20 protein-coding genes are annotated in these 19665 nt (G+C 72.4%); 7 read left to right on the forward strand and 13 right to left on the reverse strand.

The window, feature by feature from the left end; genetic code table 11:
* Positions 1–7: 7 nt before the first annotated feature.
* Both DV20_RS34815 and DV20_RS34820 read right to left on the reverse strand, forming a co-directional pair.
* Positions 8–1162, reverse strand: a complete 1155-nt coding sequence (locus DV20_RS34815) for an AAA family ATPase (RefSeq protein WP_043787497.1) — start codon at positions 1160–1162, stop codon at positions 8–10.
* A 76-nt stretch (positions 1163–1238) separates the two neighbouring features.
* Positions 1239–1730 (reverse strand): winged helix-turn-helix transcriptional regulator, encoded by a 492-nt coding sequence (locus tag DV20_RS34820; RefSeq protein ID WP_043787499.1) that lies wholly within the window; start codon positions 1728–1730, stop codon positions 1239–1241.
* A 101-nt stretch (positions 1731–1831) separates the two neighbouring features.
* Between DV20_RS34820 and DV20_RS34825 the strand changes: the two genes are divergently transcribed.
* A complete protein-coding gene (locus DV20_RS34825) occupies positions 1832–2536 on the forward strand; it encodes an SDR family oxidoreductase (protein ID WP_043787501.1) in 705 nt (234 codons plus the stop codon).
* A 120-nt stretch (positions 2537–2656) separates the two neighbouring features.
* The gene (locus DV20_RS34830) at positions 2657–3220 is read left to right on the forward strand and encodes a TetR/AcrR family transcriptional regulator (RefSeq protein ID WP_043787503.1); all 564 of its coding nucleotides are present in this window, start codon (positions 2657–2659) and stop codon (positions 3218–3220) included.
* On the opposite strand, the gene DV20_RS34835 is transcribed toward DV20_RS34830, so the two are convergent.
* The 4 genes from DV20_RS34835 to DV20_RS34850 are packed head-to-tail and all read right to left on the reverse strand — an operon-like array spanning position 3153 to position 7706.
* Positions 3153–3698 carry a GNAT family N-acetyltransferase gene (locus DV20_RS34835; RefSeq protein WP_063607840.1) on the reverse strand — a complete coding sequence of 182 codons (546 nt, stop codon included), beginning with the start codon at positions 3696–3698 and terminating at the stop codon, positions 3153–3155. The genes DV20_RS34830 and DV20_RS34835 overlap by 68 nt on opposite strands.
* A gap of 51 nt (positions 3699–3749) precedes the next feature.
* Complete coding sequence (locus DV20_RS34840) at positions 3750–4622, reverse strand: aminoglycoside phosphotransferase family protein (RefSeq protein ID WP_043787504.1); 873 nt, start codon at positions 4620–4622, stop codon at positions 3750–3752.
* Positions 4623–4638: 16 nt separating this feature from the next.
* Positions 4639–5436: a siderophore-interacting protein gene (locus DV20_RS34845; protein WP_043787505.1), complete on the reverse strand. Its 798-nt coding sequence runs from the start codon at positions 5434–5436 to the stop codon at positions 4639–4641.
* Positions 5433–7706 (reverse strand): ATP-binding cassette domain-containing protein, encoded by a 2274-nt coding sequence (locus DV20_RS34850; protein WP_043787506.1) that lies wholly within the window; start codon positions 7704–7706, stop codon positions 5433–5435. Before DV20_RS34850 ends, DV20_RS34845 begins: the two co-directional genes overlap by 4 nt.
* A gap of 76 nt (positions 7707–7782) precedes the next feature.
* On the opposite strand from DV20_RS34850, the gene DV20_RS34855 reads away from it, so the two are divergent.
* Positions 7783–8583: a TetR/AcrR family transcriptional regulator gene (locus DV20_RS34855; protein WP_043787507.1), complete on the forward strand. Its 801-nt coding sequence runs from the start codon at positions 7783–7785 to the stop codon at positions 8581–8583.
* A gap of 366 nt (positions 8584–8949) precedes the next feature.
* On the opposite strand, the gene DV20_RS34865 is transcribed toward DV20_RS34855, so the two are convergent.
* Genes DV20_RS34865 through DV20_RS34890 form a run of 6 tightly spaced genes read right to left on the reverse strand, consistent with a single transcriptional unit; the run spans position 8950 to position 15149 of the window.
* The gene (locus tag DV20_RS34865; RefSeq protein ID WP_043787509.1) at positions 8950–9180 is read right to left on the reverse strand and encodes a putative acetyltransferase; all 231 of its coding nucleotides are present in this window, start codon (positions 9178–9180) and stop codon (positions 8950–8952) included.
* Positions 9177–9407: a glutaredoxin family protein gene (locus DV20_RS34870; RefSeq protein WP_043787510.1), complete on the reverse strand. Its 231-nt coding sequence runs from the start codon at positions 9405–9407 to the stop codon at positions 9177–9179. The genes DV20_RS34865 and DV20_RS34870 overlap by 4 nt, the downstream gene beginning before the upstream one ends.
* Positions 9404–11518, reverse strand: a complete 2115-nt coding sequence (locus DV20_RS34875; protein WP_043787511.1) for a phage holin family protein — start codon at positions 11516–11518, stop codon at positions 9404–9406. The genes DV20_RS34870 and DV20_RS34875 overlap by 4 nt, the downstream gene beginning before the upstream one ends.
* Positions 11515–12096 (reverse strand): DedA family protein, encoded by a 582-nt coding sequence (locus DV20_RS34880; RefSeq protein ID WP_043787512.1) that lies wholly within the window; start codon positions 12094–12096, stop codon positions 11515–11517. The genes DV20_RS34875 and DV20_RS34880 overlap by 4 nt, the downstream gene beginning before the upstream one ends.
* Positions 12093–12884 (reverse strand): MBL fold metallo-hydrolase, encoded by a 792-nt coding sequence (locus DV20_RS34885; protein WP_043787513.1) that lies wholly within the window; start codon positions 12882–12884, stop codon positions 12093–12095. Before DV20_RS34885 ends, DV20_RS34880 begins: the two co-directional genes overlap by 4 nt.
* A gap of 60 nt (positions 12885–12944) precedes the next feature.
* Positions 12945–15149, reverse strand: coding sequence for a terpene synthase family protein (locus tag DV20_RS34890; protein WP_235191065.1), 2205 nt, complete (start codon positions 15147–15149; stop codon positions 12945–12947).
* A gap of 164 nt (positions 15150–15313) precedes the next feature.
* Between DV20_RS34890 and DV20_RS34895 the strand changes: the two genes are divergently transcribed.
* Together DV20_RS34895 and DV20_RS34900 are read left to right on the forward strand one after the other, a co-directional pair.
* Positions 15314–15610, forward strand: a complete 297-nt coding sequence (locus DV20_RS34895; RefSeq protein ID WP_043787514.1) for a GNAT family N-acetyltransferase — start codon at positions 15314–15316, stop codon at positions 15608–15610.
* 151 nt (positions 15611–15761) lie between these two features.
* Positions 15762–16778, forward strand: coding sequence for a S1 family peptidase (locus DV20_RS34900; protein WP_043787515.1), 1017 nt, complete (start codon positions 15762–15764; stop codon positions 16776–16778).
* A gap of 50 nt (positions 16779–16828) precedes the next feature.
* On the opposite strand, the gene DV20_RS34905 is transcribed toward DV20_RS34900, so the two are convergent.
* Positions 16829–17452 carry an SAM-dependent methyltransferase gene (locus DV20_RS34905; RefSeq protein ID WP_043787516.1) on the reverse strand — a complete coding sequence of 208 codons (624 nt, stop codon included), beginning with the start codon at positions 17450–17452 and terminating at the stop codon, positions 16829–16831.
* 156 nt (positions 17453–17608) lie between these two features.
* Here DV20_RS34905 and DV20_RS34910 point away from each other — a divergent pair, with 156 nt between their 5' ends.
* Entirely contained in the window at positions 17609–18337 is a 729-nt protein-coding gene (locus tag DV20_RS34910; RefSeq protein WP_043787517.1) for an SDR family oxidoreductase, read from the forward strand.
* Positions 18338–18433: 96 nt separating this feature from the next.
* Positions 18434–19636, forward strand: coding sequence for a cytochrome P450 (locus tag DV20_RS34915; RefSeq protein ID WP_043787518.1), 1203 nt, complete (start codon positions 18434–18436; stop codon positions 19634–19636).
* Positions 19637–19665: the final 29 nt, after the last annotated feature.

Consider the following 19665-nt stretch of genomic DNA (forward strand, 5'->3'; position numbering starts at 1 on the left):
GGGACGGTCAGCGGGAGGGCCAGCCCCAGGGCGGGCGGTCCAGGCGGCCCTGGCCGGCCACCTTCGTCTCGCCGTACTCCTTCTCCAGCTCCACCGTGCCCACGTCGGTGATCGCCGCGAGGGCCGCGATCAGGGGACGGGCGTGGGAGACCACCACCAGCTGGGTCTCCTTGGCCGCCGTCGCGATCAGGGTCGCCAGGGCCGGGAGGAGGTCCGGGTGGAGGCTCGTCTCCGGCTCGTTCAGCACCAGCAGCTCCGGCGGGCGCGGGGTCAGCAGGGCCGCCACCCACAGCAGGAAGCGCAGCGTCCCGTCCGACAGCTCCGCCGCCGACAGCGGCCGCAGCAGGCCGTGCTGGCGCAGCTCGACCGACAGCAGGCCGTCCTGCTCGCGCACCTCCACGGCGGAGCCCGGGAAGGCCGCGTCGACCACTTCCGCGAGATCCGCGGCCCGGCCCACCTCGATGATCGTCTGCAGGGCCGCCGCCAGGTCGGCGCCGTCGTGGGCCAGCACCGGTGTGCGGGTGCCGATGCGGGACTGGCGGGCCGGGGCGTCGGCGTCCGTGCGGAAGTGGTCGTAGAACCGCCACGACCGGATGCGCTCGCGCAGCACCAGCAGCTCCGGGCAGGCCCGCGGGTCCGCGAACTCGCTCAGCATGCTGTCCGTCATCCGGATCTTGAACCGGTCGTCACCCCACGCCCCCGAAGACACGCGTGTGCGCACCACCGGGCCCGCCCGGTCCGCCAGCAACGCCGACGGCCGCAGGGCCGGCCCCGACCACACCACTTCGCGCTTGAACTCCGGGTCGAGGTTGAACGCCGTCCGGCCCGGCACCGGGAATCCCAGGTCGAGCGCGTAGCCGAACTCGTCGCCCGCGAAGCCCAGCCGCAACCCGACGGCCTTCGAGTGCACCTTGCCCTCGACCCGCGAAGTGCCCCGCCGCACGCCGTTCTCCGGGCCGGCCCACAGTGTCGACGGCAGGCCGCCCTCCCGGGCCAGCGCCGCCACGGCGCCGTTGCGGGACGCGTCCGCCAGCAGCCGCAGGGCCCGGTACAGGCTCGACTTGCCGCTGCCGTTCGGCCCGGTGACGACGGTCAGGCCGGACAGCGGCAGCACCAGGTCACGCAGCGAGCGGTAGTTCTCGACGGCCAGCGTGGTGAGCATGCCCCGAACCTAGCGGCCGCATGATTCGTCCGATCTTTGTCCGGTCGACTCGGGAACTCCGCTGCCGCCGTTCGGCTCAAGCGACGGGATCCGCCAACGGGATCTCGCCCTCGCCGAGCCACGATCCGCGCCAGGCCAGGTCGCCCCTGACCAGGTTCTTCCCGCAGAAGTCGCACTTCGCGCCCGGCCGGGTGAGCTGTCCGCAGCGGGTGTGGACCAGCGTCATCGGGCCGGGCCCGGTTTCCGACGGGGTGTGGGCGTCGCCCCACGCGCCGAGGGCGTGCAGCACCGGCAGGGCGTCCGAGCCGGCCCGCGTGAGGCGGTACTCGTGGCGGGTGCGGCCGCCGTCGCGGTAGGGGAGCTTGGTCAGCAGGCCGCGGTCCACGAGCTTGGCCAGGCGGGTGGTCAGCACGTTGTCGGCGATGCCGAGCTGGGCGCGGAAGTCCTCGAACCGGGTGGTGCCCGCGGTGGCGTTGCGCAGGATCAGCAGCGTCCACGGCTCGCCGAGGACGTCGGCGGCGCGGGCGATCGGGCAGGCGGCGTCCGCCCAGGTGATGCGACGGCTCATGGTGTGATCCCTTCGACCTGACTTGCTGGGAGCAAGTTTACGCCGTAGGGTCGTCCGCAGCTGGCTTGCAATGAGCAAGTCAGACGCGAGAGGAGTTCGTCATGCAGATCACGGGTGCGGTCGCGCTGGTCACCGGGGCGAACCGGGGACTGGGCCGCCGGTTCGCCGCGGCACTGGTGGAGCGGGGCGCGGCCAAGGTGTACGCGGCCGCGCGGAACCCCGAGACGATCGACCTGCCGGGGGTCGTCCCGCTGCGGCTGGACGTCACCGACCCGGCGTCGATCAAGGACGCCGCGGCCGTCGCGGGCGACGTCACGCTGCTGGTCAACAACGCCGGTTCGTCCACCGGGGCGTCGCTGCTGGGCGGGTCCCTCGAGGACATCCGGCTGGAGATGGACACGCACTACTTCGGCACGCTGGCCGTGACGCGCGAATTCGCGCCGATCCTCGAGCGCAACGGCGGCGGCGCGGTGCTCAACGTGCTCTCGGTGCTGTCCTGGTTCACCGCACCGCAGGTGGCGGCGTACTCCGCGGCGAAGTCGGCGGCCTGGTCGCTGACCAACGCCCTGCGCCTGGAGCTGGCGCCGCAGAAGACGCAGGTGACGGCGCTGCACGTCGGGTACATGGACACCGACATGGCCAAGCACGTCGACGGCCCGAAGATCGATCCCGCGGTCGTGGCGGGCCTGGCGCTGGACGGCGTCGAGGAAGGCCGCTTCGAAGTGCTCGCCGACGACATCAGCCGGAACGTGCGGGCCGGGCTCGCCGGTGAACTCCCCGGGCTGTACCCCGCGCTGGTTTCCTGAAGGCGCTTTCCGGACCCCGAATTCGGCGGCGGCCGCCGCGGGCGTATGAATACGGGGGTGGCGGAACGCGTCGAAGCCGGAATAGGCCGAACGAGAAACCGCTGGGGCGAAGGCGAACGGTTGCGCGGTGAGATCCTCGCCGCGGCCGGACGGCTGCTCGCCGAGCTCGGCGGCGAGGACGGGCTGACGATCCGCGGCGTCGCCCGCGCCGTCGGCATCGCCCCGGCGAGCATCTACCAGCATTTTTCCGACCGGGCGGAATTGGTCCGCGGGTTGCTCGACCACGAATACGCGCGACTGCGCGATTCGATGCGCGCGGCGGAGGAGTCAATCGGCGAAACCGACGTCGTCGGCCGGGTGCGGGCGCAGATTCACGCGTACTGCGCGTTCGCCATGGAGAATCCGGGGCATTACCGCCTGATGCTCGCGAACGGAGCCTCGCGGCCGGCCCCGGACGCCCGCGCGGAAGGCCCGCTGCTGGACGTGATCGACCGACTGGCCGCGGGCTTCGAGCGGTGCGTCGAGGCCGGTCACCCCCTGCGGGTGACCCCGGGCCGGGCGGCGGCGGTCGTGTTCGTGGGCGCCCACGGGCGGGTGGCGCTGTTCCACAGCGTGCTCAACCGGACGGGGGCGGAGCTGGTGGAGCCGTTCGTGGACGAGCTGGTGTCGCTGGTGTTCGCGTGATCGGCTTCCGCATGAGCACGCAGGTGGTTTCGTAGCGGCGGATCGAGCCGTCGGGAGCTTCTTCGTCCCAGCCGTCGGGCTCACTGCCGTAGGCGACGTACCCCAGCCGTTCGTACAACGCCCGCGCACGCGGGTTGCCCACTTCGACGCTCAGTTCGGCGTGGGGCAGGCCGCGCGCCCGGATCCGCTCCTCGGCCGCGAGCACCACCGCGGTGCCGATCCCGCACGACTGCAGGGCCGGGTGCACGGCGAGCTGCCCGAGAGTGCCCGCTCCGGCCGTCTTCCGGTAGTCGATCAGTCCTTTGCCGACGGGCAGCCCGGACCGCGCCGCGCACGCCACGAGGTATTCGGCGTCGTCCCGGCGCAGCTCCCGCGCGACGTGGTCCAGGTGCAGCCGGGAGCCCGACCAGCCGCAGCGGAGCAGGTCGGCCTCGGTGAGGTCGCGGATGAGCAGGGGAACGACGATCTCGGAACGCACGGCGGCACGGTACCGAGTTCCTCCGCGAGGCGGCTCCGATTTTCCGCCCGCTCACACCGCCCGCTGGGCCGCGTCCAGGTTCTCGGCCAGCCAGGCCGTGACGTACCGCTCCCGGTCCGGGTTCGCGTCCCGCCTCGGCACCATCTCCACCAGCATGATCAAGCCCAGGTACACCCGGTACAACGTCAGCCGCCGCCGGGCCGGTGCGTCGAGGCTGGCCGCGCCGTAGCCCGTCAGCAGGGGCTCGTCGAGGTCGCGAAACAGCGTCAGCGAAACGAACTCCGCCACCGGGTCGCCCCAGAACGCGCGCTCGGCGTCGATGATGCCCGACACGTGGCCGCCGTCGAGGAGGATGTTGCCCCGCCACAGGTCGAAGTGGACCAGCACCGGGGTCGTGACCTGCGCCAGCAGCGGCTCGTGGCGGCGGACCAGGTGCGCGATCTCGGCCCCCGGGCGCGGCAGGCGCACGCGGTAGCGGACCGCGTCGGACAGGATCGCGTCCACCATCGCCGTGAACGCCGCGGGCCATGTCGGGTGCGGCGGGTCCTGGAGGTAGCCGAACCCGTCGCCGGTCGTCTCGTGCAGGCGCGCCACGATCGCGCCCAGTTCGGTGCGCAGGTGCGGGCCGGTGCCGGAGACTTCGGACCAGGGAACGCCCGGCACCTCCGTCATCAGCAGGAATCCCGGCCCCGCGCCCACCACCGACGGCAGCGGCCCGGACGCCAGCCGGTAGTACTCCGCCTCGGTCTCCAGCAGGTCGTGCTCGTACGTCAGGCCGGGTGCCGACGGCGCGATCTTGAGTACCAGCCGCCGTCCGTCCGCCAGCACCAGCCGGACGGCCCGGTTGTACGTCCCGCCGCCGATCTCCTCGGCCGTCACCACCGAGGCCGGGTCGATGCCCGATGCCGTCAGTTCCCCGCGCACCCCGCCGAGTCTGCCATCAGCCGCCGAGCTTTTCCGCCGCGTCGGCCAGGTCCTCCGGCGTCGGGGCGTCGTCCTGGGTCAGGCGGCGCCGCCAGTAACCGGTGAACTCGATGACGCTCTTGTCCCAGCCGCGGTCGCCGACGAGGTGACGGCGCACCGCGCGGACCGTCGAGGCCTCGCCCGCCAGCCACGCGGCCACCGGACCGCCGGGCAGCTTCGCGTCGCGGACGGCGGCCAGCAGCCGCCGGCCGTGCCCGGCGCCGTCCCGGTGCAGCCAGTGGACCTCGCCGGGCAGCGGCTGCTCCTCCGCCGCGTCCGCGACCTCGACGAACGCCACCGCGTTGTCCACTTCGGACAGAATGGACGCGATGGCGGGAAGCGCCGTCTCGTCGCCCGCGCACAACAGCGTGCCCGCCGTGGGCAGTGGACGGCGGTAGGCCGGGTCCGGGCCGTACCGGCCGAGGACGTCGCCCGGTGCCGCCCGCCGGGCCCACGCCGTGGCCGGGCCCGCCGGACCGGGGTGCAGCACGAAGTCGACGTCGATCGTGCCGCCGTCCCGCGAGCGCACCGTGTAGCTGCGCATCGCCGGGCGTTCGTCCTCCGGGATGGCCAGGTAAGCCTGGTACCAGCGCATGACGTCGCCGTCGTCCGGCGGCAGCCGCACCGGGCGGCCCGGTGGCGGGAACAGGAGCTTGAGCTGCTGGTCGGGCCACGGCTCGAGGCCGGCCAGGCCCGGGCCGGTGAAGGTGACCCGCACGGTGCGCGGCGTCACCCGCCGCACCGCCGTCACTTCGAGCAGACCGGTCGGCTTCACGGCTTCCCCAGGTACTCGCGCAGGTGACGGGCGGTCAACGTCGAGGCGTCCGCGACGAGCGCGGCGGGTGTGCCCTCGAAGACGACCCGGCCGCCGTCGTGACCGGCGCCGGGACCGAGGTCGATCAGCCAGTCGGCGTGGGCCATCACGGCCTGGTGGTGCTCGATGACGATCACCGTGTTGCCCGCGTCGACGATCCGGTCGAGGAGCGCGAGCAGCTGGTCGACGTCGGCCAGGTGCAGCCCGGTCGTCGGCTCGTCGAGGATGTACGTCGAGCCCTTCTCGGCCATCCGGATCGCCAGCTTGAGCCGCTGCCGCTCACCGCCGGACAGGGTGGTCAGCGGCTGCCCGAGCGTCAGGTAGCCGAGGCCGACGTCGGCGAGGCGGTCGAGGACCGTCCGGGCGTTGCCTCCTGTGAAGAACTCGCGCGCTTCGGCGACGGACATGGCGAGGACCTCGCTGATGTTCTTGCCGCGCAGCAGGTGCGTGAGCACCTTGGGGGTGAACCGCCTGCCCTCGCACTCTTCGCAGACCGACGCCACCCCGGCCATCATCGCCAGGTCCGTGTAGATCACGCCGAGGCCCTTGCACTTCGGGCAGGCGCCTTCGGAGTTGGCGCTGAACAGGCTCGCCTTGACGCCGTTGGCCTTGGCGAACGCCGCCCGGATCGGGTCGAGCAGGCCGGTGTAGGTCGCCGGGTTGGAGCGGCGGGACCCCCGGATCGCCGACTGGTCGACCACGACGACGTCGTCGCGCCTGCCCAGGGAGCCGTGGATCAGCGACGACTTCCCCGACCCGGCCACGCCGGTGACCACGGTCAGCACGCCGAGCGGGACGTCGACGCTGACGTCGCGGAGGTTGTGCAGCTTGGCCCCGGTGATGCGGACGTGCCCGGTCGGCTCGCGCACCTCCGCCCGGAGCGTGACCCGGTGGTCGAGGTGGCGGCCGGTGAGCGTGCCGGACGCGCGCAGGCCGTCGACGCTGCCGGCGTAGCAGAGCCGCCCGCCCGCGGCCCCCGCGCCGGGGCCGAGGTCGACGACGTGGTCGGCGATCCGGATCGTCTCCGGCTTGTGCTCGACGACCAGGATGGTGTTCCCCTTGTCCCGCAGGCAGAGCAGCAGGTTGTTCATCCGCTCGATGTCGTGCGGGTGCAGCCCGACGGTCGGCTCGTCGAAGACGTAGGTGACGTCGGTGAGACTCGACCCGAGGTGGCGCACCATCTTCACGCGCTGCGCCTCGCCGCCGGAGAGGGTCGCCGATTCGCGGTCGAGGGAGAGGTAGCCGAGGCCGATCTCGACCAGCGAGTCGAGGGTGTCGCGCAGGTTGCCCAGCAGCGGCCGGATCGAGGGCGCGTCGAGGTTCCGGACGAACTCGGCGAGGTCGCTGATCTGCATCGCGGCGCAGTCGGCGATGTTCCGGCCGTCGATCTTCGCCGACAGCGCGGCCTGGTTGAGCCGGGCGCCACCGCACTCGCCGCAGGTGGCGAAGGTGGCGGCCTTCTCGATGAACGCACGCAGGTGCGACTGCAGCGAATCGGTGTCCTTCTGCAGGTAAAGCCGCTTGACCTTCACCGCCAAGCCCTCATAGGTGAGGTTCTGCTTGCCGACCTTCACCTTGCACGGGCCCTTGTACAGCAGGTCGTCGAGCTGCCCGGGCGTGAAGTCGCGGATCTTCGCGTCCGGGTCGAAGAACCCGGAGGCGGCGTAGATCTGCACGTACCAGTTGTCGGGCGCCCAGCCGGGGACGAGGACCGCGCCTTCGTTGAGCGAGCGGTCGAAGTCGAGGAGGGCGTGGACGTCCAGGTCGGAGACCCGGCCGAGGCCCTCACAGGCCGGGCACATGCCCTCGGGCAGGTTGAAGCTGAACGCGCCGGACGTGCCGACGTACGGCTCGCCGAGCCGCGAGAAGGCGATCCGCAGCATCGCGTAGGCGTCGGTCGCGGTGCCGACGGTGGAGCGCGAGTTGGCGCCCATCCGCTCCTGGTCGACGACGATGGCCGCGCTGAGGTTCTCCAGCAGGTCGACGTCCGGGCGCGAGAGGCTCGGCATGAACGACTGGAGGAAGGCGCTGTAGGTCTCGTTGATCAGCCGCTGGGACTCCGCCGCGATGGTGCCGAAGACCAGGGATGACTTGCCGGAGCCGGAGACGCCCGTGAACACCGTGAGCCGTCGCTTCGGGATGTCGAGGTCGAGGCCGGCGAGGTTGTTCTCCCGGGCGCCCCGGACCTGGATCACGTCGTGGGTGTCGGCGGCCCGCCTGGGTGAGGTCATACCGTCCTTCTTGATACTTTAGGCTGTAAAGTGATTCTCGACCGTACATTACTTTAGGGTGTAAGGAGTCGGCAAGGTGGTCGTCTTCGCGGGTCAGGGCGACGCCCGGCGGTCCATGGAGCTGCTGTGGGGGCCCCGGGTGGTGGCGCCCCGCACGGGCCCGGGCCCGAAACCGGGCCTGTCCGTCGAGGCGATCGTCGCCGCGGCGATCGAGATCGCCGACGCCGACGGCATGACGGCGCTGTCCATGCGGTCGGTGGGGGAGCGGCTCGGCCGCACCGCGATGGCGTTGTACACGTACGTGCCGGGCAAGACCGAGCTGGTCGACCTCATGTACGACCGCACGCTGGGCGAACTGCCGTCGTCCTTTCAGGCTTCCGATGGCTGGCGTTCTGCCGCTCTGTCCTTGGCCGGGGCGCTGTGGGATCTGCACCTGCGCCACCCGTGGCTGCTGCAGGTGTCGCCGGCGCGGCCGGTGCTGGGGCCGGGGGAGTTCCACGTCCAGGAGACGCTGCTGTCCGTCCTGGCGTCGACCGGGCTGCCGTTGTCCCGGGTCCGGTGGGTGGTGTCGGCGCTGTTCAACATCGTCCGCGGCTCGGTCCAGGCGGCCGCGGAGTCCCGCCAGGCGGCGCGCGAGACCGGACAGTCCGAAGAGGACTGGTGGTACGCGCGGTCGGCGTTGCTGGCGGAGCTGGCCCCGGACCTGCCTGCCCGGTTCCCGACGGTGGCCCGGCTGGGGGAGGAGGGCGAGTACGAGGCGCCGGCTTCGGAGGAGCCCTACCTGGAGCGGGAGGCGCGGCTGTCGTTCGAGGCGGGCCTGGAGCTGCTGCTGGACGGCGTCGAAGCGGCGATCGTCAAGGCTTCCGGGCCTCGATGAGGAACCGGGTCGTGTGGGCCACGAACGAGCCGTCGCGCTCGATCAGCTCGTGCAGCCGCCGGAGCTTGTCCCGGTACTGCCCGGCCGTGAACCGGCAGCCGGGCCGACGCCTTCGCGATGTTCGGCGGCCACGACTCGGTCGCGGCCGTCAGCGGTGGCAGGGACGGGCAGCCGCCGAGGACTTCGCCGCCGCCGGTTTCGAGGTCGAGGGCCGCCCGCGCGCGACCGAGGCGCTCGGCCAGCAGCCCTTGGTAGCCCCAGGACGGGCGGGCCTCGGTGGCGCGGCCGTCGAGCCAGGAGAAGTCCCAGCCGTCGACGGACACCGCTTCGGCTTCGGCCACCAGGGCTTCGAACATGCCTCGATCGTCACAAAGCGGACGCCGGCCCGCCACCGGATTTCCGGACCGGCGGCGGAGGCACCGGCTTGGCCAGCGCGACCGCGTCGAACGCCACCACGACCGGGCCGCGCCGGGTCTCCACCGTGCACGTCGTTCCGTCGCGGGCCACCAGGTCGCCGAGCGCGTCGGTGAAGCCGCCCTCGATCCGGTAGCGCACCACGACCCGCGTGCCCAGGGGCAGTTCCCGCAGCAGTTTCACAGGCGCGCGCTCAGTTCGTCGTCCGACGGCTCGACCAGGAACGAGCCGTCCTCCCAGACGATGGTCGGGATGCGGCGGGCGCCGTCCTGCAGTTCGCGGACCCGGCGCTCGGCCGCCGCGTCCGCATCGACGTCCACATAGGAGTATTCGACGCCTTCGCGGTCGAGCAGCGCGCGGCTGCGCTTCACGTCCGGGCACCAGCTCGCGCCGTAAACCGTCAGCTTCACGAAACTACCTCCGTCACAGGGGTCTCCACCGGGGCGTGCCCCAGCTCGGCCAGCCAGCCGCGGAACACGCGGTGCAGGGCCTCCGCCCCGACGACTTCGCCGGGGAACTCCAGCTCACGCGGGTGCACGACGAAACCGCGCTGCTGCGGCCCGCCCAGCCCGCCGTGCGAGCCCACGTGCGTCTCGAACGGCGACGCCTGGTCCGATTCCGGGTCGTAGCGGCTGTTGATCATCACGTCCGCGCAGTGCGGGAACGTGTCCACCCGGCGGATCAGGTCCGCCGCGTGCGGGCCGTACGGCAGCAGCGGGTCCTCGCCGATGACGACGCCGGTGGCCAGCCGGTGCAGCCCGTCGCGGCCGAGGACCACCGGGCCGAACTCGCGGCTGCGGACCAGCAGGAAGCCGACGCCGGGGTGGTCGACCAGGGACGGCAGCAGGTCCGGGAACTCTCGCTCGATCGTCTCCAGTTCGACGCGGCCTTCGTGCTCGGTGAACGAAACCATCGCCAGGTGCCCGGAGACGACCACCACCACGCCGGGCGCCACCCGGGTGACCGCGCCCGGCGAGCCGGACGTCGTGCGCGGGCGGTCTTCGGCGCACTCGGCGTCCTCGACCCGGGCGCGCAGCCGGCGGGCGATCGGGCCGCCGCTCTTCGTCGCCTCGGCCAGGGCCGCGTTGATCTGCCAGCTCTCGGCCTGGCGCCGCTTCCCCGAAGACGCCGTCGCCGGCGACGGCGCACCACCGCACAGCCGGCCGACGTACGCCTCGATCGTCTCGCCGAACCGCTGCGAGAACGCCTGGCCCTGGGTCTGGCCGTGGTCCGACAGCGCCACGACGTGGTAGCGGCGCGGCGCCAGCCGGCTCGCCCGGTGCAGCCGCGCGATCTGCTGGTCGATCGAGCGCAGCACGGAGAGCGTGTCGAACCGCTCGATGCCGGAGTGGTGCGCGACCTCGTCGTAGCCGAGGAAGTCCGCGTACACGACGGGCCGTCCGGCGAGCATGTCGCCCAGGATCGCGGACACGACCACGTCCCGCGCGATCACCGTCGTGCCCGGCCGGGCCAGCGGGTACCAGCCGCCGCGCGGGACCCGCGGCACGACGCCGGCGCGGCGCTGGCGGACCGAAGCGCTGATTTCCCGGAAAACGTCGGCGAGGGCGACGGCGAACGTGCGCAGCGCGTTGACCGGGTTCGCGAAGTAGGCGTAGTAGCCCGCGCCGAGGCGATCGCGGTGCCGGCGCAGCAGCTTCCTCGGCACCAGCACCGGGATCGAGCTCATCGTGAGGCTGACGTGCGCGGCGTCGCCGGAAAACAGGTTGCCGCGGCTCGCGCCGTCGCCGGCCAGGAGGCCGTGGCCATCGGAGTGCCGCCGCTCGATCTCGGCCGCGTCGGCCGGGTGCGCGCACGCCATCACGCGGTCGCGGTCCTTTTCGTACCAGCGGAAACCGAGGATGTCGTGGTTGGAGCCGTGCAGGATGCCGCAGACGCTCGCCCCGGTCTGCGAGCTCCAGTCGGTGTGCCAGCGGTCCAGCGCGTGGCTGTCCTCGGCGAGCCAGGCGGCGAACGTCGGCATGTCGCCGTCGCGGACGGCGCGGCGGACGGTGTCGTACCCGAGGCCGTCGATCTGCAGGAACAGCACGCCGGGTGGCTGGTCCCCGGCGTCGGCGGCGGGGGTGTGCCGGCGGCGGCGCCGGGCGGCGCGGCGGAAGAAGATTTCGTCTTCGTCGACGGCGAGGAGGCTGGAGACGAGCGCGCCGACGGCGGCCATCCCGAGCGTGACGATCACCGCGGTGCGGAAGCCCGCGACCTCGACACCGGGCACGGTGCGGAAGACGGCGAGGGTGCCGGCGCCGAGCAGCAGGAAGCCGAAGCCGCCGAAGGTGACGAACGCCAGCGGGTAGGCGATCCGCATGACCAGCGGCCAGACCACGGCGGTGAGCAGGCCGAGCAGCAGCGCGCAGATGGCCGGCTGCCACCAGTGCGTCATCCGGAAGCCGGGGAGGAGCACGTCGAGCAGGCGCAGCGCGCCGGTCACCGCGATCCACACGCCGACCGCGCGGGCGACGGCCCGGCCGCCGCGCAGCAGCCTGCCCTTCGGGGCGGTCGTCGTCACACCGGCTCCTTGCTCTTGCGCCGCCACCGGGCGATCAGGTTGGCCAGCACGGTGACCAGCAGGACGAGCACGGTGGCGAGCAGCGTCGCGACGAGGGGCGAGTCGAAGAGACCGCCGCTGAGGATGCCGAGCAGGGCGTACGCGGTCGCCCAGAGAACGCACGCCACGAGCGCGGCGGGCAGCAGGCGCCGCCACGGGTAGCCCAGCGCGGCCGCGGCGAGCAGCACGGGGATGCGGCCGGCCGGGACCAGCCTGCCGATCACCACGAGCTGCCAGCCGCGGCGGGCGAACTGCTCGCGGGCCTTCTCCAGCCGTTCGGCGGGCTGGCGGCGGCTGATCCAGCGGAACGCGGCTTCGCTGCCCAGGCGCGGGATCCCGAACGTCACGACGTCGCCGGCGTAGGCGCCGAGCGTGGCGAGGACGAGCACGAGCGGCAGGGACAGGTGGCCGGTCGTCGTCGCGACGGCGGCCCCGGCGCCGACGACGGCGCCGGTCGGCACGACGGGGACGATCGAGCCGAGCAGCACGCCGCCGAACACGGCGGGGTAGCCGATGGTGGCCGGGTCGGTCCAGTTCACGTGCGGTCCTTCGGCGCGGGCAGGGCGACGTCGGCGCCGGGCTCGGTGAACAGGACGTCGGTGGTTCCGCCGCCGGCCTTGACTTCGGCGGCGAACACGCGCGGCGGGTCGGCCAGCAGCCGCCGCATCCGGGCGGTGCGCCGGACGCCGGGGAGGGCGAGCGTGCCCCAGTGCACCGGGACGGCCGCCCGGGCCTGCACCAGCCCGGCGGCGACCGCGGCGCGGGCCGGGTCGAGGTGCCCGGGGCCGAGGTTCGGTCCCCAGCCCCAGACGGGCAGCAGGGCGATGTCGACCGGGCCGAATTCGCGCATGCCGTCGAAGAGGTCGGTGTCGCCGGCGTGGTAGATCTTCTTGCCGTCGCCCTCGATCAGGTGTCCGAGCGCGGGGCTCTGCGGCCCGTGGGTCAGCCGCGGCCCCCACCGGTGTCCGGAATGGACGGCTTCGGTGGCCGTGACGGTGAGGCCGCCGTCGGTGAGCGTCTCCCCGGGCGCGATCTCCTCGACGCGCTCGAAGCCCTTCCGGCGCAGCCACGTCCCGGCGCCGCGGGGGACGACGATCCGGGTGTCCGGGCCGAGCAGTCTCAGTGACGGCGGGTGCACGTGGTCACCGTGCAGGTGGGAGAGCAGGACGAGGTCGACGCCGGCGTAGCTTCCGGGCGACGGCACGGGAACGACCCGGACGAGCCCGCCGACGCGCGCGGTGAGCACGGGATCGGTCAGCACGACCCGGCCACCGAGTTCCAGGCGGACGGTCGAATGGCCGAGGAAGCGCAGGCTGAAGCCGCTCACGCCCCGAGTATCACCTCCGCCGCCGCCGAACGCCCGGCGGAGTGGCCAGGGCAACGCCGTTCAGCGACCCGCGGGAAGCAGGGACGAGATGCGCAGCGACGACGTCCCGATGCCGGTGGGGCCGCCGAAGACCGGCACCGGCGTCGGGTGGCGGCCCAGCTCCGGCTCGGTGTAGCGGCCCACGTGCTCGTGCCAGTTCAGGATCCCGGCCATCCAGTCGCGGAACTCCTGGACGTAGCCGAGCAGCATCTCCTGCACGTCCGGCTCGATCGCGTAGTCGCGGAACAGGCCGGGCAGCTCGATCGCCGCCGCGTGCTCGAACTCCGCCAGGCGAGCGTGCACCAGGTCGGTGACCACCTCGAACGCGCGTTCCTCGGGGCAGTCCAGGAAGTTCTGCACCACCAGCACCGCGTTGTGCAGCTCGCCTTCGTACTGGATCTCCTTGCGGTAGGAGTACAGGTCGTTGATCAGGCAGGCCACGTCCGTCGCCGCGTGCTCGATCGCCTGCACCGGCCGCGTCCGGTACAGCGACGGCGGCACCGAACGCCCGTGCGAGAACCGCGAGAGGCTCATCGTGAGGTCCGAGCCGAACGTCCGGCGCCGCATCTCGACGTAGTCGATCGGGTCCGGGATGCGGTTCTGCGCCTGGTTGGCCAGCTCCCAGAGCCAGCTCGACGTCATCGTCTCGACGGCCCGGCGCACCGCCCGCCGCTGCTCCGGGGCCATCTCCCCCGTGGTCCGCGGCCAGAGGTCGGCCAGGCCCGCTTCCAACGCCGAAGCCGGCACCGGCATCGGCGAGCCGTCCACCGGCATGAACGCCGACAGCCGCGCGTTGGCCGCCTTCGCCGCCGCGAGGTCGCGGGTCGGGCCGAACACCGCCGGGTAGTAGTCGTCGGCGTAGGTGCCCCAGGTGAGCCAGTCGCTCGTGACGTCGAGGGCGCCGGCCGTCGCGTCCGGGTGGATGCCCGCCGCGCACAGCGGCAGGTCGGCGGCCCGCAGCTTCCGCTCGTCCCAGACCACGCCGTCGAGAAAACCCGTGCGCCGCGCCCAGTCGACGTTGCGGCGGCGGCAGGACTCCAGGTGCGGGCTGAGCCGCAGGGGGAACGGCACTTCGACGGACGGCCGGGGCACGTCGACCGCGCGGAACGGCGTCGAGCTGTACGCGCGCAGCCGTTGCGGCGCGGTGGCGAGCGCCGACGAGAAGATGCGGGCCGCGGAGGTGCCGAGGCCGGTCGTGCCGCCCGGCTCGCGGCCGTCCAGGGCGCCTTCGTTCATGTACCGGCTGGACCGCAGGTGCCACTCGTGGCCGCCGGCCTGCCAGTCCTGCAGGCCCTTGACGTAGGCGAACGTCGCCGCGCGCGCGGCCGGGTCGACGCAGTGCTCGTCGAACAGCGCGGGCACCTCGGTGAGCGCGGTGTGCTCGAACTGGTGCAGCCGGGAGGTGATCAGGTCGTTGACCGCGTCGGCCGCCTGCTGGGTGCTCAGCCCGAGGAACTGCTCGAACACGAGCACGCCGTTGGACAGCTCGCCCTCGTCCTGCACCTCGCGCTGGTAGGAGAACAGGTCGTTGCGGAGGTGGACGCTGTCGGCGAAGCAGTCGCGCAGGACCTCCATCGGCCGGGACGCGGCGATCGCGCCGGGCACCTCGGCGTGCACCGAGTGCTCGACCAGGTTCGCCGACCACGGCGCGCCGCCGACCTTCCGCCGCATCTCGACGTACTCGATCGGGTTCGCGAGCCGGCCTTCGTTGATGTTGGCCAGCTCCCACAGCGACTCGTCCAGCAGCGCCTTCGTGCTCTCGGCGAACCGGCGCCGCCAGCCGGCCGACCGGTGCGGGACCGTCCGGTTCCACAGGTCGGTGAGGCCGCGCTCGACCGGGTTCTCCGGTGTCGCGGTGATCTCGCCTTCGGCGGGCATGAACAGCTCGAGCCGGTCGAGGTAGCCGCGCGCGCTGTCGATGTCGCCGGTGCGCTTGTACAGCTCGAGGAAGTGGTCGTCGAAGTAGAAGACCCAGACGTACCAGTCGGTGATCAGGTCGAGCTCGTCGGCGCCGGCGTCGGGGTGGGTGTACGCGCAGAGCAGCGCGTAGTCGTGGGAGTCGAGGTCGTGCTCGGTCCAGATCACCGTGCCGTGCTGCGGCACGTCGATCATGTCGAGCTCGCGGGCCCACGCCTTGCTGTGCTCGCGCGCCCGCTCGAGGTGCGGGTTCAGGCGCGCCGGATAGGGCAGGTAGAACTCGGGGAGGACGAACGGCTGATCGGGCACTCCGCGAGGCAACCAGCCGGCCGCGGTGTCCGCCAAGGGGAACAGCCGCGAAGCACACGAACGGGACGGTCCCTTCCCCCGGCCGGCGCAGCGGCGGGCCGGCCCGATCGGCACGCCGTGGCCGGCCGTCGCACGATGGGGACGTCCCCGAACGAGGAGAACCGATGACCGACGAAAACCGGGTGGCCGACAACCCGGACGAGAACCGCTACGAGCTGTGGGCGGGCGAGAAGCTGGCCGGGATCGCGCAGTACGACCGGCGCGGCGACCTCACGGTGTTCACCCACACCGAGGTCGACGACGCGTTCGCCGGGCAGGGCCTCGGCAAGGTGCTGGCGGCGGGCGCGCTCGACGACGTGGTCGCCCGCGGCGGGACGATCGTGCCGGTCTGCCCGTTCATCGCCGGGTACCTGAAGAAGCACTCCGGCTACGAAGACCACGTCCGCTGGCCGCGCGAATAGGCCGGACGGGGCGACGCGTTACGCCGTTCGGGGTGATCTGCGCGGTATGTCCGGTTCCATTGGTTATTAACCAACCTTCGTCGGTAGTGCGTTGGTTGCTCGGCAACAAAAGTGTCGGCACCGGCTTCGAACGTCACCCTGGAGGAAGTTGATGACTCCCCGGAAGACCGCCCTCAGGACCATCGCCGTCCTGTCGGCCGCCGCGCTGACCAGCGGTGTTTGTGCTTCGGCGGCCACCGCGTCCCCGTTGGCCTTCGCCGAGCTGCAGGCCCGCGCGATCACCGCCGCCACCCAGGTGGCCGACGCGCTCGGCGCCGCGTCCGGCGGCGTCTACCTCGAGAACGGCAAGGCCGTCGTGAACGTGGTCGACGACGCCGCGATGCGGCAGGTGCAGGCCGCCGGCCTCACGGCGAAGAAGGTCAAGCACACCTTCGCCGCGCTGACGAGTGTCAAGAACCAGCTGGACTCGGTGAAGAACGTGCCGCAGACCGCGTGGGGCATCGACACGAAGACCAACCAGGTCGTGGTGAAGGTCTACGACGCGGCCAGCAAGGAGACCGCCGGCCGGGTCACCGCGGCCGCCGCGCGGTACGGCGACAGCGTCCGCGTCGAGCACCGCACCGGCAAGCTGGAGCTGTACCTCGCCGACGGCGACGCGATCCAGAACAGCCAGGGCCGCTGCTCGCTCGGCTTCAACGTGACGCGCGGCGGTTCGCCGTTCCTGCTCACCGCGGGCCACTGCACCAACCTCGGCGGCACCTGGTCCGGCGGCGACGTCTCCGGCGCGCAGGTCGTCGAAAGCGACTGCCCCGGCGCCGACTCCGGGCTGCTGACCCGCCCGAACGGCACCGGCCCCGGCGAGATCAACACCGGCCAGCCGATCACCGGCGCGGCGGCGCCGACCGTCGGCGAGCAGATGCAGAAGCAGGGCTCGACCACCGGCGGCGGCAGCGGCGAGGTGACCTCGGTCGACGAGTCGGTCAACTTCGACGTCGGCGTGCTCAACCACGAGTTCGGCACCACCGCGCACACCGACCACGGCGACTCCGGCGGCCCGGCCTACGACGGCTCCACGGGCCTCGGCACCCTGTCCGGCGGCGACACCGTGACCAGCTACTTCTACCCGCTCACCCTCGAGCTGCAGGCCTACGGCCTCGAGCTCGCCTGATCCACTCCCAAGGGCGGCACTTTCACGTGAAAGTGCCGCCCCTTCGCGGGTCAGGACTCCAGGCGGCGGGCGCGGTAGACGGCGTCGGTGTGGTGGCCCTCGCCGCGCGTCTCGCACGTCTCGACCACCCAGCCCCAGGGATCGCCGAGGTAGCCGGTGATCTCCTCGGGCTCGAAGTACAGCTCTTCCGGCGGCTTCTGGCCGTCGAACTGCCGCATGGCCTTCGGCGAGTGCCCGACGACCAGCAGCGAGCCGCCCGGCCTGATCGCCGCCGCGGCCGCCGTGAAGACGTCGCGGCGCAGGTCCGGCGGCAGGTGCATGTACTGCGCGGAGACCAGGTCGTACCGCGCTTCCGGCTGCCACTCGAGGATGTTGCGGTGCAGCCAGGTCACCGTCACGCCCGCCTCGGCGCCGGCTTCCTCCGCGCGGGCGAGCGCGGTGGTCGAGATGTCGACGCCGTCGACCGTCCAGCCCTGCCGGGCCAGCCAGATCGCGTCGCCGCCCTCGCCGCACCCGAGGTCGAGCGCGTGCCCGGGTTTCAGCCCCTCGACCTCGCCGCGCAGGTTGACGTTGGCGTTCCCGCTCCAGATCCGGTGCTCGTCACGCTGGTACATCGCCTCCCAGAACTCCTGCTTGAGCATGGCGTCGACGGTCATCGGGTGGTCGTGGGGCATGGTTCCTCCTCAAGGACGTCCTCCGAGCATGCGGAAGACGTCCCCGATGAGGCAAACTCCGTTGCCGATCCGGCAACTCGGGCCGTGCCGCGGGTTCGTGTCCCGCTCGGCGGGAAAAGCCGGTGGCCGCCCGGTCGTCTCGGCGAAGATGGCGGCATGAGCGAACAGCGGGAAATCGTGGTCACCGGGGGCGGCACCGGCATCGGGCTGGCGATCGCCGCCCGGTTCGCGGCGGCGGGCGAGCGGGTGACCGTCACCGGGCGGCGCAAGGACGTCCTCGAAGCGGCGGCGGAGAAGATCGGCGCGCGGGCGGTGGCGTTCGACGCGAGCGACCCGGCGGCGGTGCGGACCGCGCTGGCGGAACTGCCCGAGCGGGTCGGCGTCCTGGTCAACAACGCCGGCGGCAACACCGACCGGGTGCGGGAGGCGCCCGCGCCGGGCGACCTGCGGGGCCTCGCCGACGCGTGGCAGGCGAACTTCGAAGCCAACGTGCTCTCCGCCGTGCTCGTCACCGCGGCGCTCAAGCCACGCTTCGCGGACAACGTGCGCGTGGTGACTCTCGGCTCCATCGCGGCGAAGCAGGGCTCCGGCTCGTACGGCGCCGCCAAGGCGGCCATCGAGGCGTGGAACACCGACCTCGCGCGGCAGCTGGGCACCGCGGGCACGGCCAACGTCGTCGCGCCCGGTGTCGTCCTCGACACGGAGTTCTTCCACGGCACGCTCACCGAAGAATGGCTGACCGCCCGGATCTCCGCGGCGTTCAACGAGCGCGCCGGCCGTCCGGAGGAAATCGCCGCCACCGTGGGGTTCCTGGCCGCGCCGGAAGCCGCGCACATCACCGGCCAGGTCGTGCACGTGAACGGCGGCGCGTACGGCGCTCGCTAGGCCATCCGGGTCGCAAGTCGGGCGGGCGGCCCACGGCGGCCGCGGTTCTCTCCATGGTGGAAGGGTCAGACCACCGGAAGAGAGAGGTGATCCGCCGTGACGGCCGCACCCGCAACCCCGGCCCTCCCGACGACCCGGCCGGACGGCTGCCCGTTCGAACCGCCCGAAAAGTACGCCACCCTCCGGGAAACCGCGCCCACGTCGAAGGTGCGGTGCCCGGCGGGCATGGACGCCTGGCTGGTGACGCGGTACGCCGACGTCCGCGCGGTGCTCGCCGACCGCACGATGAGCTCGCGCGGCGCGTCCTCGGTGCACGTCAACCCGAACGCCGACCTCGACATCGACGTCAGCCCGGGCTCGATCATCCAGCTCGACGGCGCGGCGCACGCGCGGCTGCGCAAGAAGGTGATCGCGGAGTTCACGGTGCGGCGCGTGGAGGCCCTGCGCGGATACGTCCAGGGCCTCGTGAAGAGCCACCTCGACGCGATGCTCGCGAAGCCGGGCCGGACCGCGGATCTGGTGCAGGACTTCGCGTTGCCGATCCCGTCGCTGGTGATCTGCGAGCTGCTCGGCGTCCCGTACGCGGACCGCTCGCGCTTCCAGCGGCAGAGCGCGACGCTGGTGAGCACGGACGCGACGCGCGAGGAAGGCGAGCAAGCGTACGACGCGCTTTCGGGATACCTGGCCGGATTGTTCACCGCGAAGGAGCGGAATCCGCAGGACGACCTGTTCAGCAAGCTGATCTCCACCGGCGGCGACGACCCGCTGACCATGGAGGAGCTGGTCGTGCTGGGGCTGAGCCTGCTGGTGGCTGGCCACGAGACGACGGCCAACATGATCGCGTTGAGCACGCTGGTGCTGCTGGACCACCCGGATCAGCGTGACGTCGCGCTCGCCGAGCCGGAGCGGGCGGTGGAGGAACTGCTGCGGTACCTGTCGGTCGTGCAGTGGGGCGTGCTGCGCTACGCGACCGAGGACGTCCGCGTCGGGTCGCGAGAGGTCCGGGCGGGCGAGTGGCTGGTGGCGGCGCTGAACTCGGCCAACCGCGACGAATCGGTGTTCCCGGCCGCGGACAAGCTCGACTTCCACCGCGAGCAGCCGCGGACGCACGTGGCGTTCGGGTTCGGCGCGCACCAGTGCGTCGGTCAGCAGCTGGCCCGGGTGGAACTGCAGGAGGCGTTGACGGGGTTGTTCCGGCGGGTGCCGGATCTGCGGCTCGCCGTCCCGCGGGAGGAGCTGGAGTACAAGCACAACACGCTGGTGTACGGGGTCCGGGAGCTGCCGGTCGCCTGGGGCTGAAAATCGGGGGCGGCTTCGCGGCCCGGCGG

The sequence above is a fragment of the Amycolatopsis rifamycinica genome, from assembly GCF_000695625.1.
In the GTDB taxonomy this organism is placed as follows: Bacteria; Actinomycetota; Actinomycetes; order Mycobacteriales; family Pseudonocardiaceae; genus Amycolatopsis; species Amycolatopsis rifamycinica.

Coding starts and splice junctions, on each gene's coding strand:
- DV20_RS34850 (WP_043787506.1), bottom strand. CDS start 7,706: ATGACCTCACCCAGGCGGGCCGCCGACACCCACGACGTGATCCAGGTC.
- DV20_RS34895 (WP_043787514.1), top strand. CDS start 15,314: ATGACCGACGAAAACCGGGTGGCCGACAACCCGGACGAGAACCGCTAC.
- DV20_RS34815 (WP_043787497.1), bottom strand. CDS start 1,162: ATGCTCACCACGCTGGCCGTCGAGAACTACCGCTCGCTGCGTGACCTG.
- DV20_RS34900 (WP_043787515.1), top strand. CDS start 15,762: ATGACTCCCCGGAAGACCGCCCTCAGGACCATCGCCGTCCTGTCGGCC.
- DV20_RS34825 (WP_043787501.1), top strand. CDS start 1,832: ATGCAGATCACGGGTGCGGTCGCGCTGGTCACCGGGGCGAACCGGGGA.
- DV20_RS34820 (WP_043787499.1), bottom strand. CDS start 1,730: ATGAGCCGTCGCATCACCTGGGCGGACGCCGCCTGCCCGATCGCCCGC.
- DV20_RS34910 (WP_043787517.1), top strand. CDS start 17,609: ATGAGCGAACAGCGGGAAATCGTGGTCACCGGGGGCGGCACCGGCATC.
- DV20_RS34905 (WP_043787516.1), bottom strand. CDS start 17,452: ATGCCCCACGACCACCCGATGACCGTCGACGCCATGCTCAAGCAGGAG.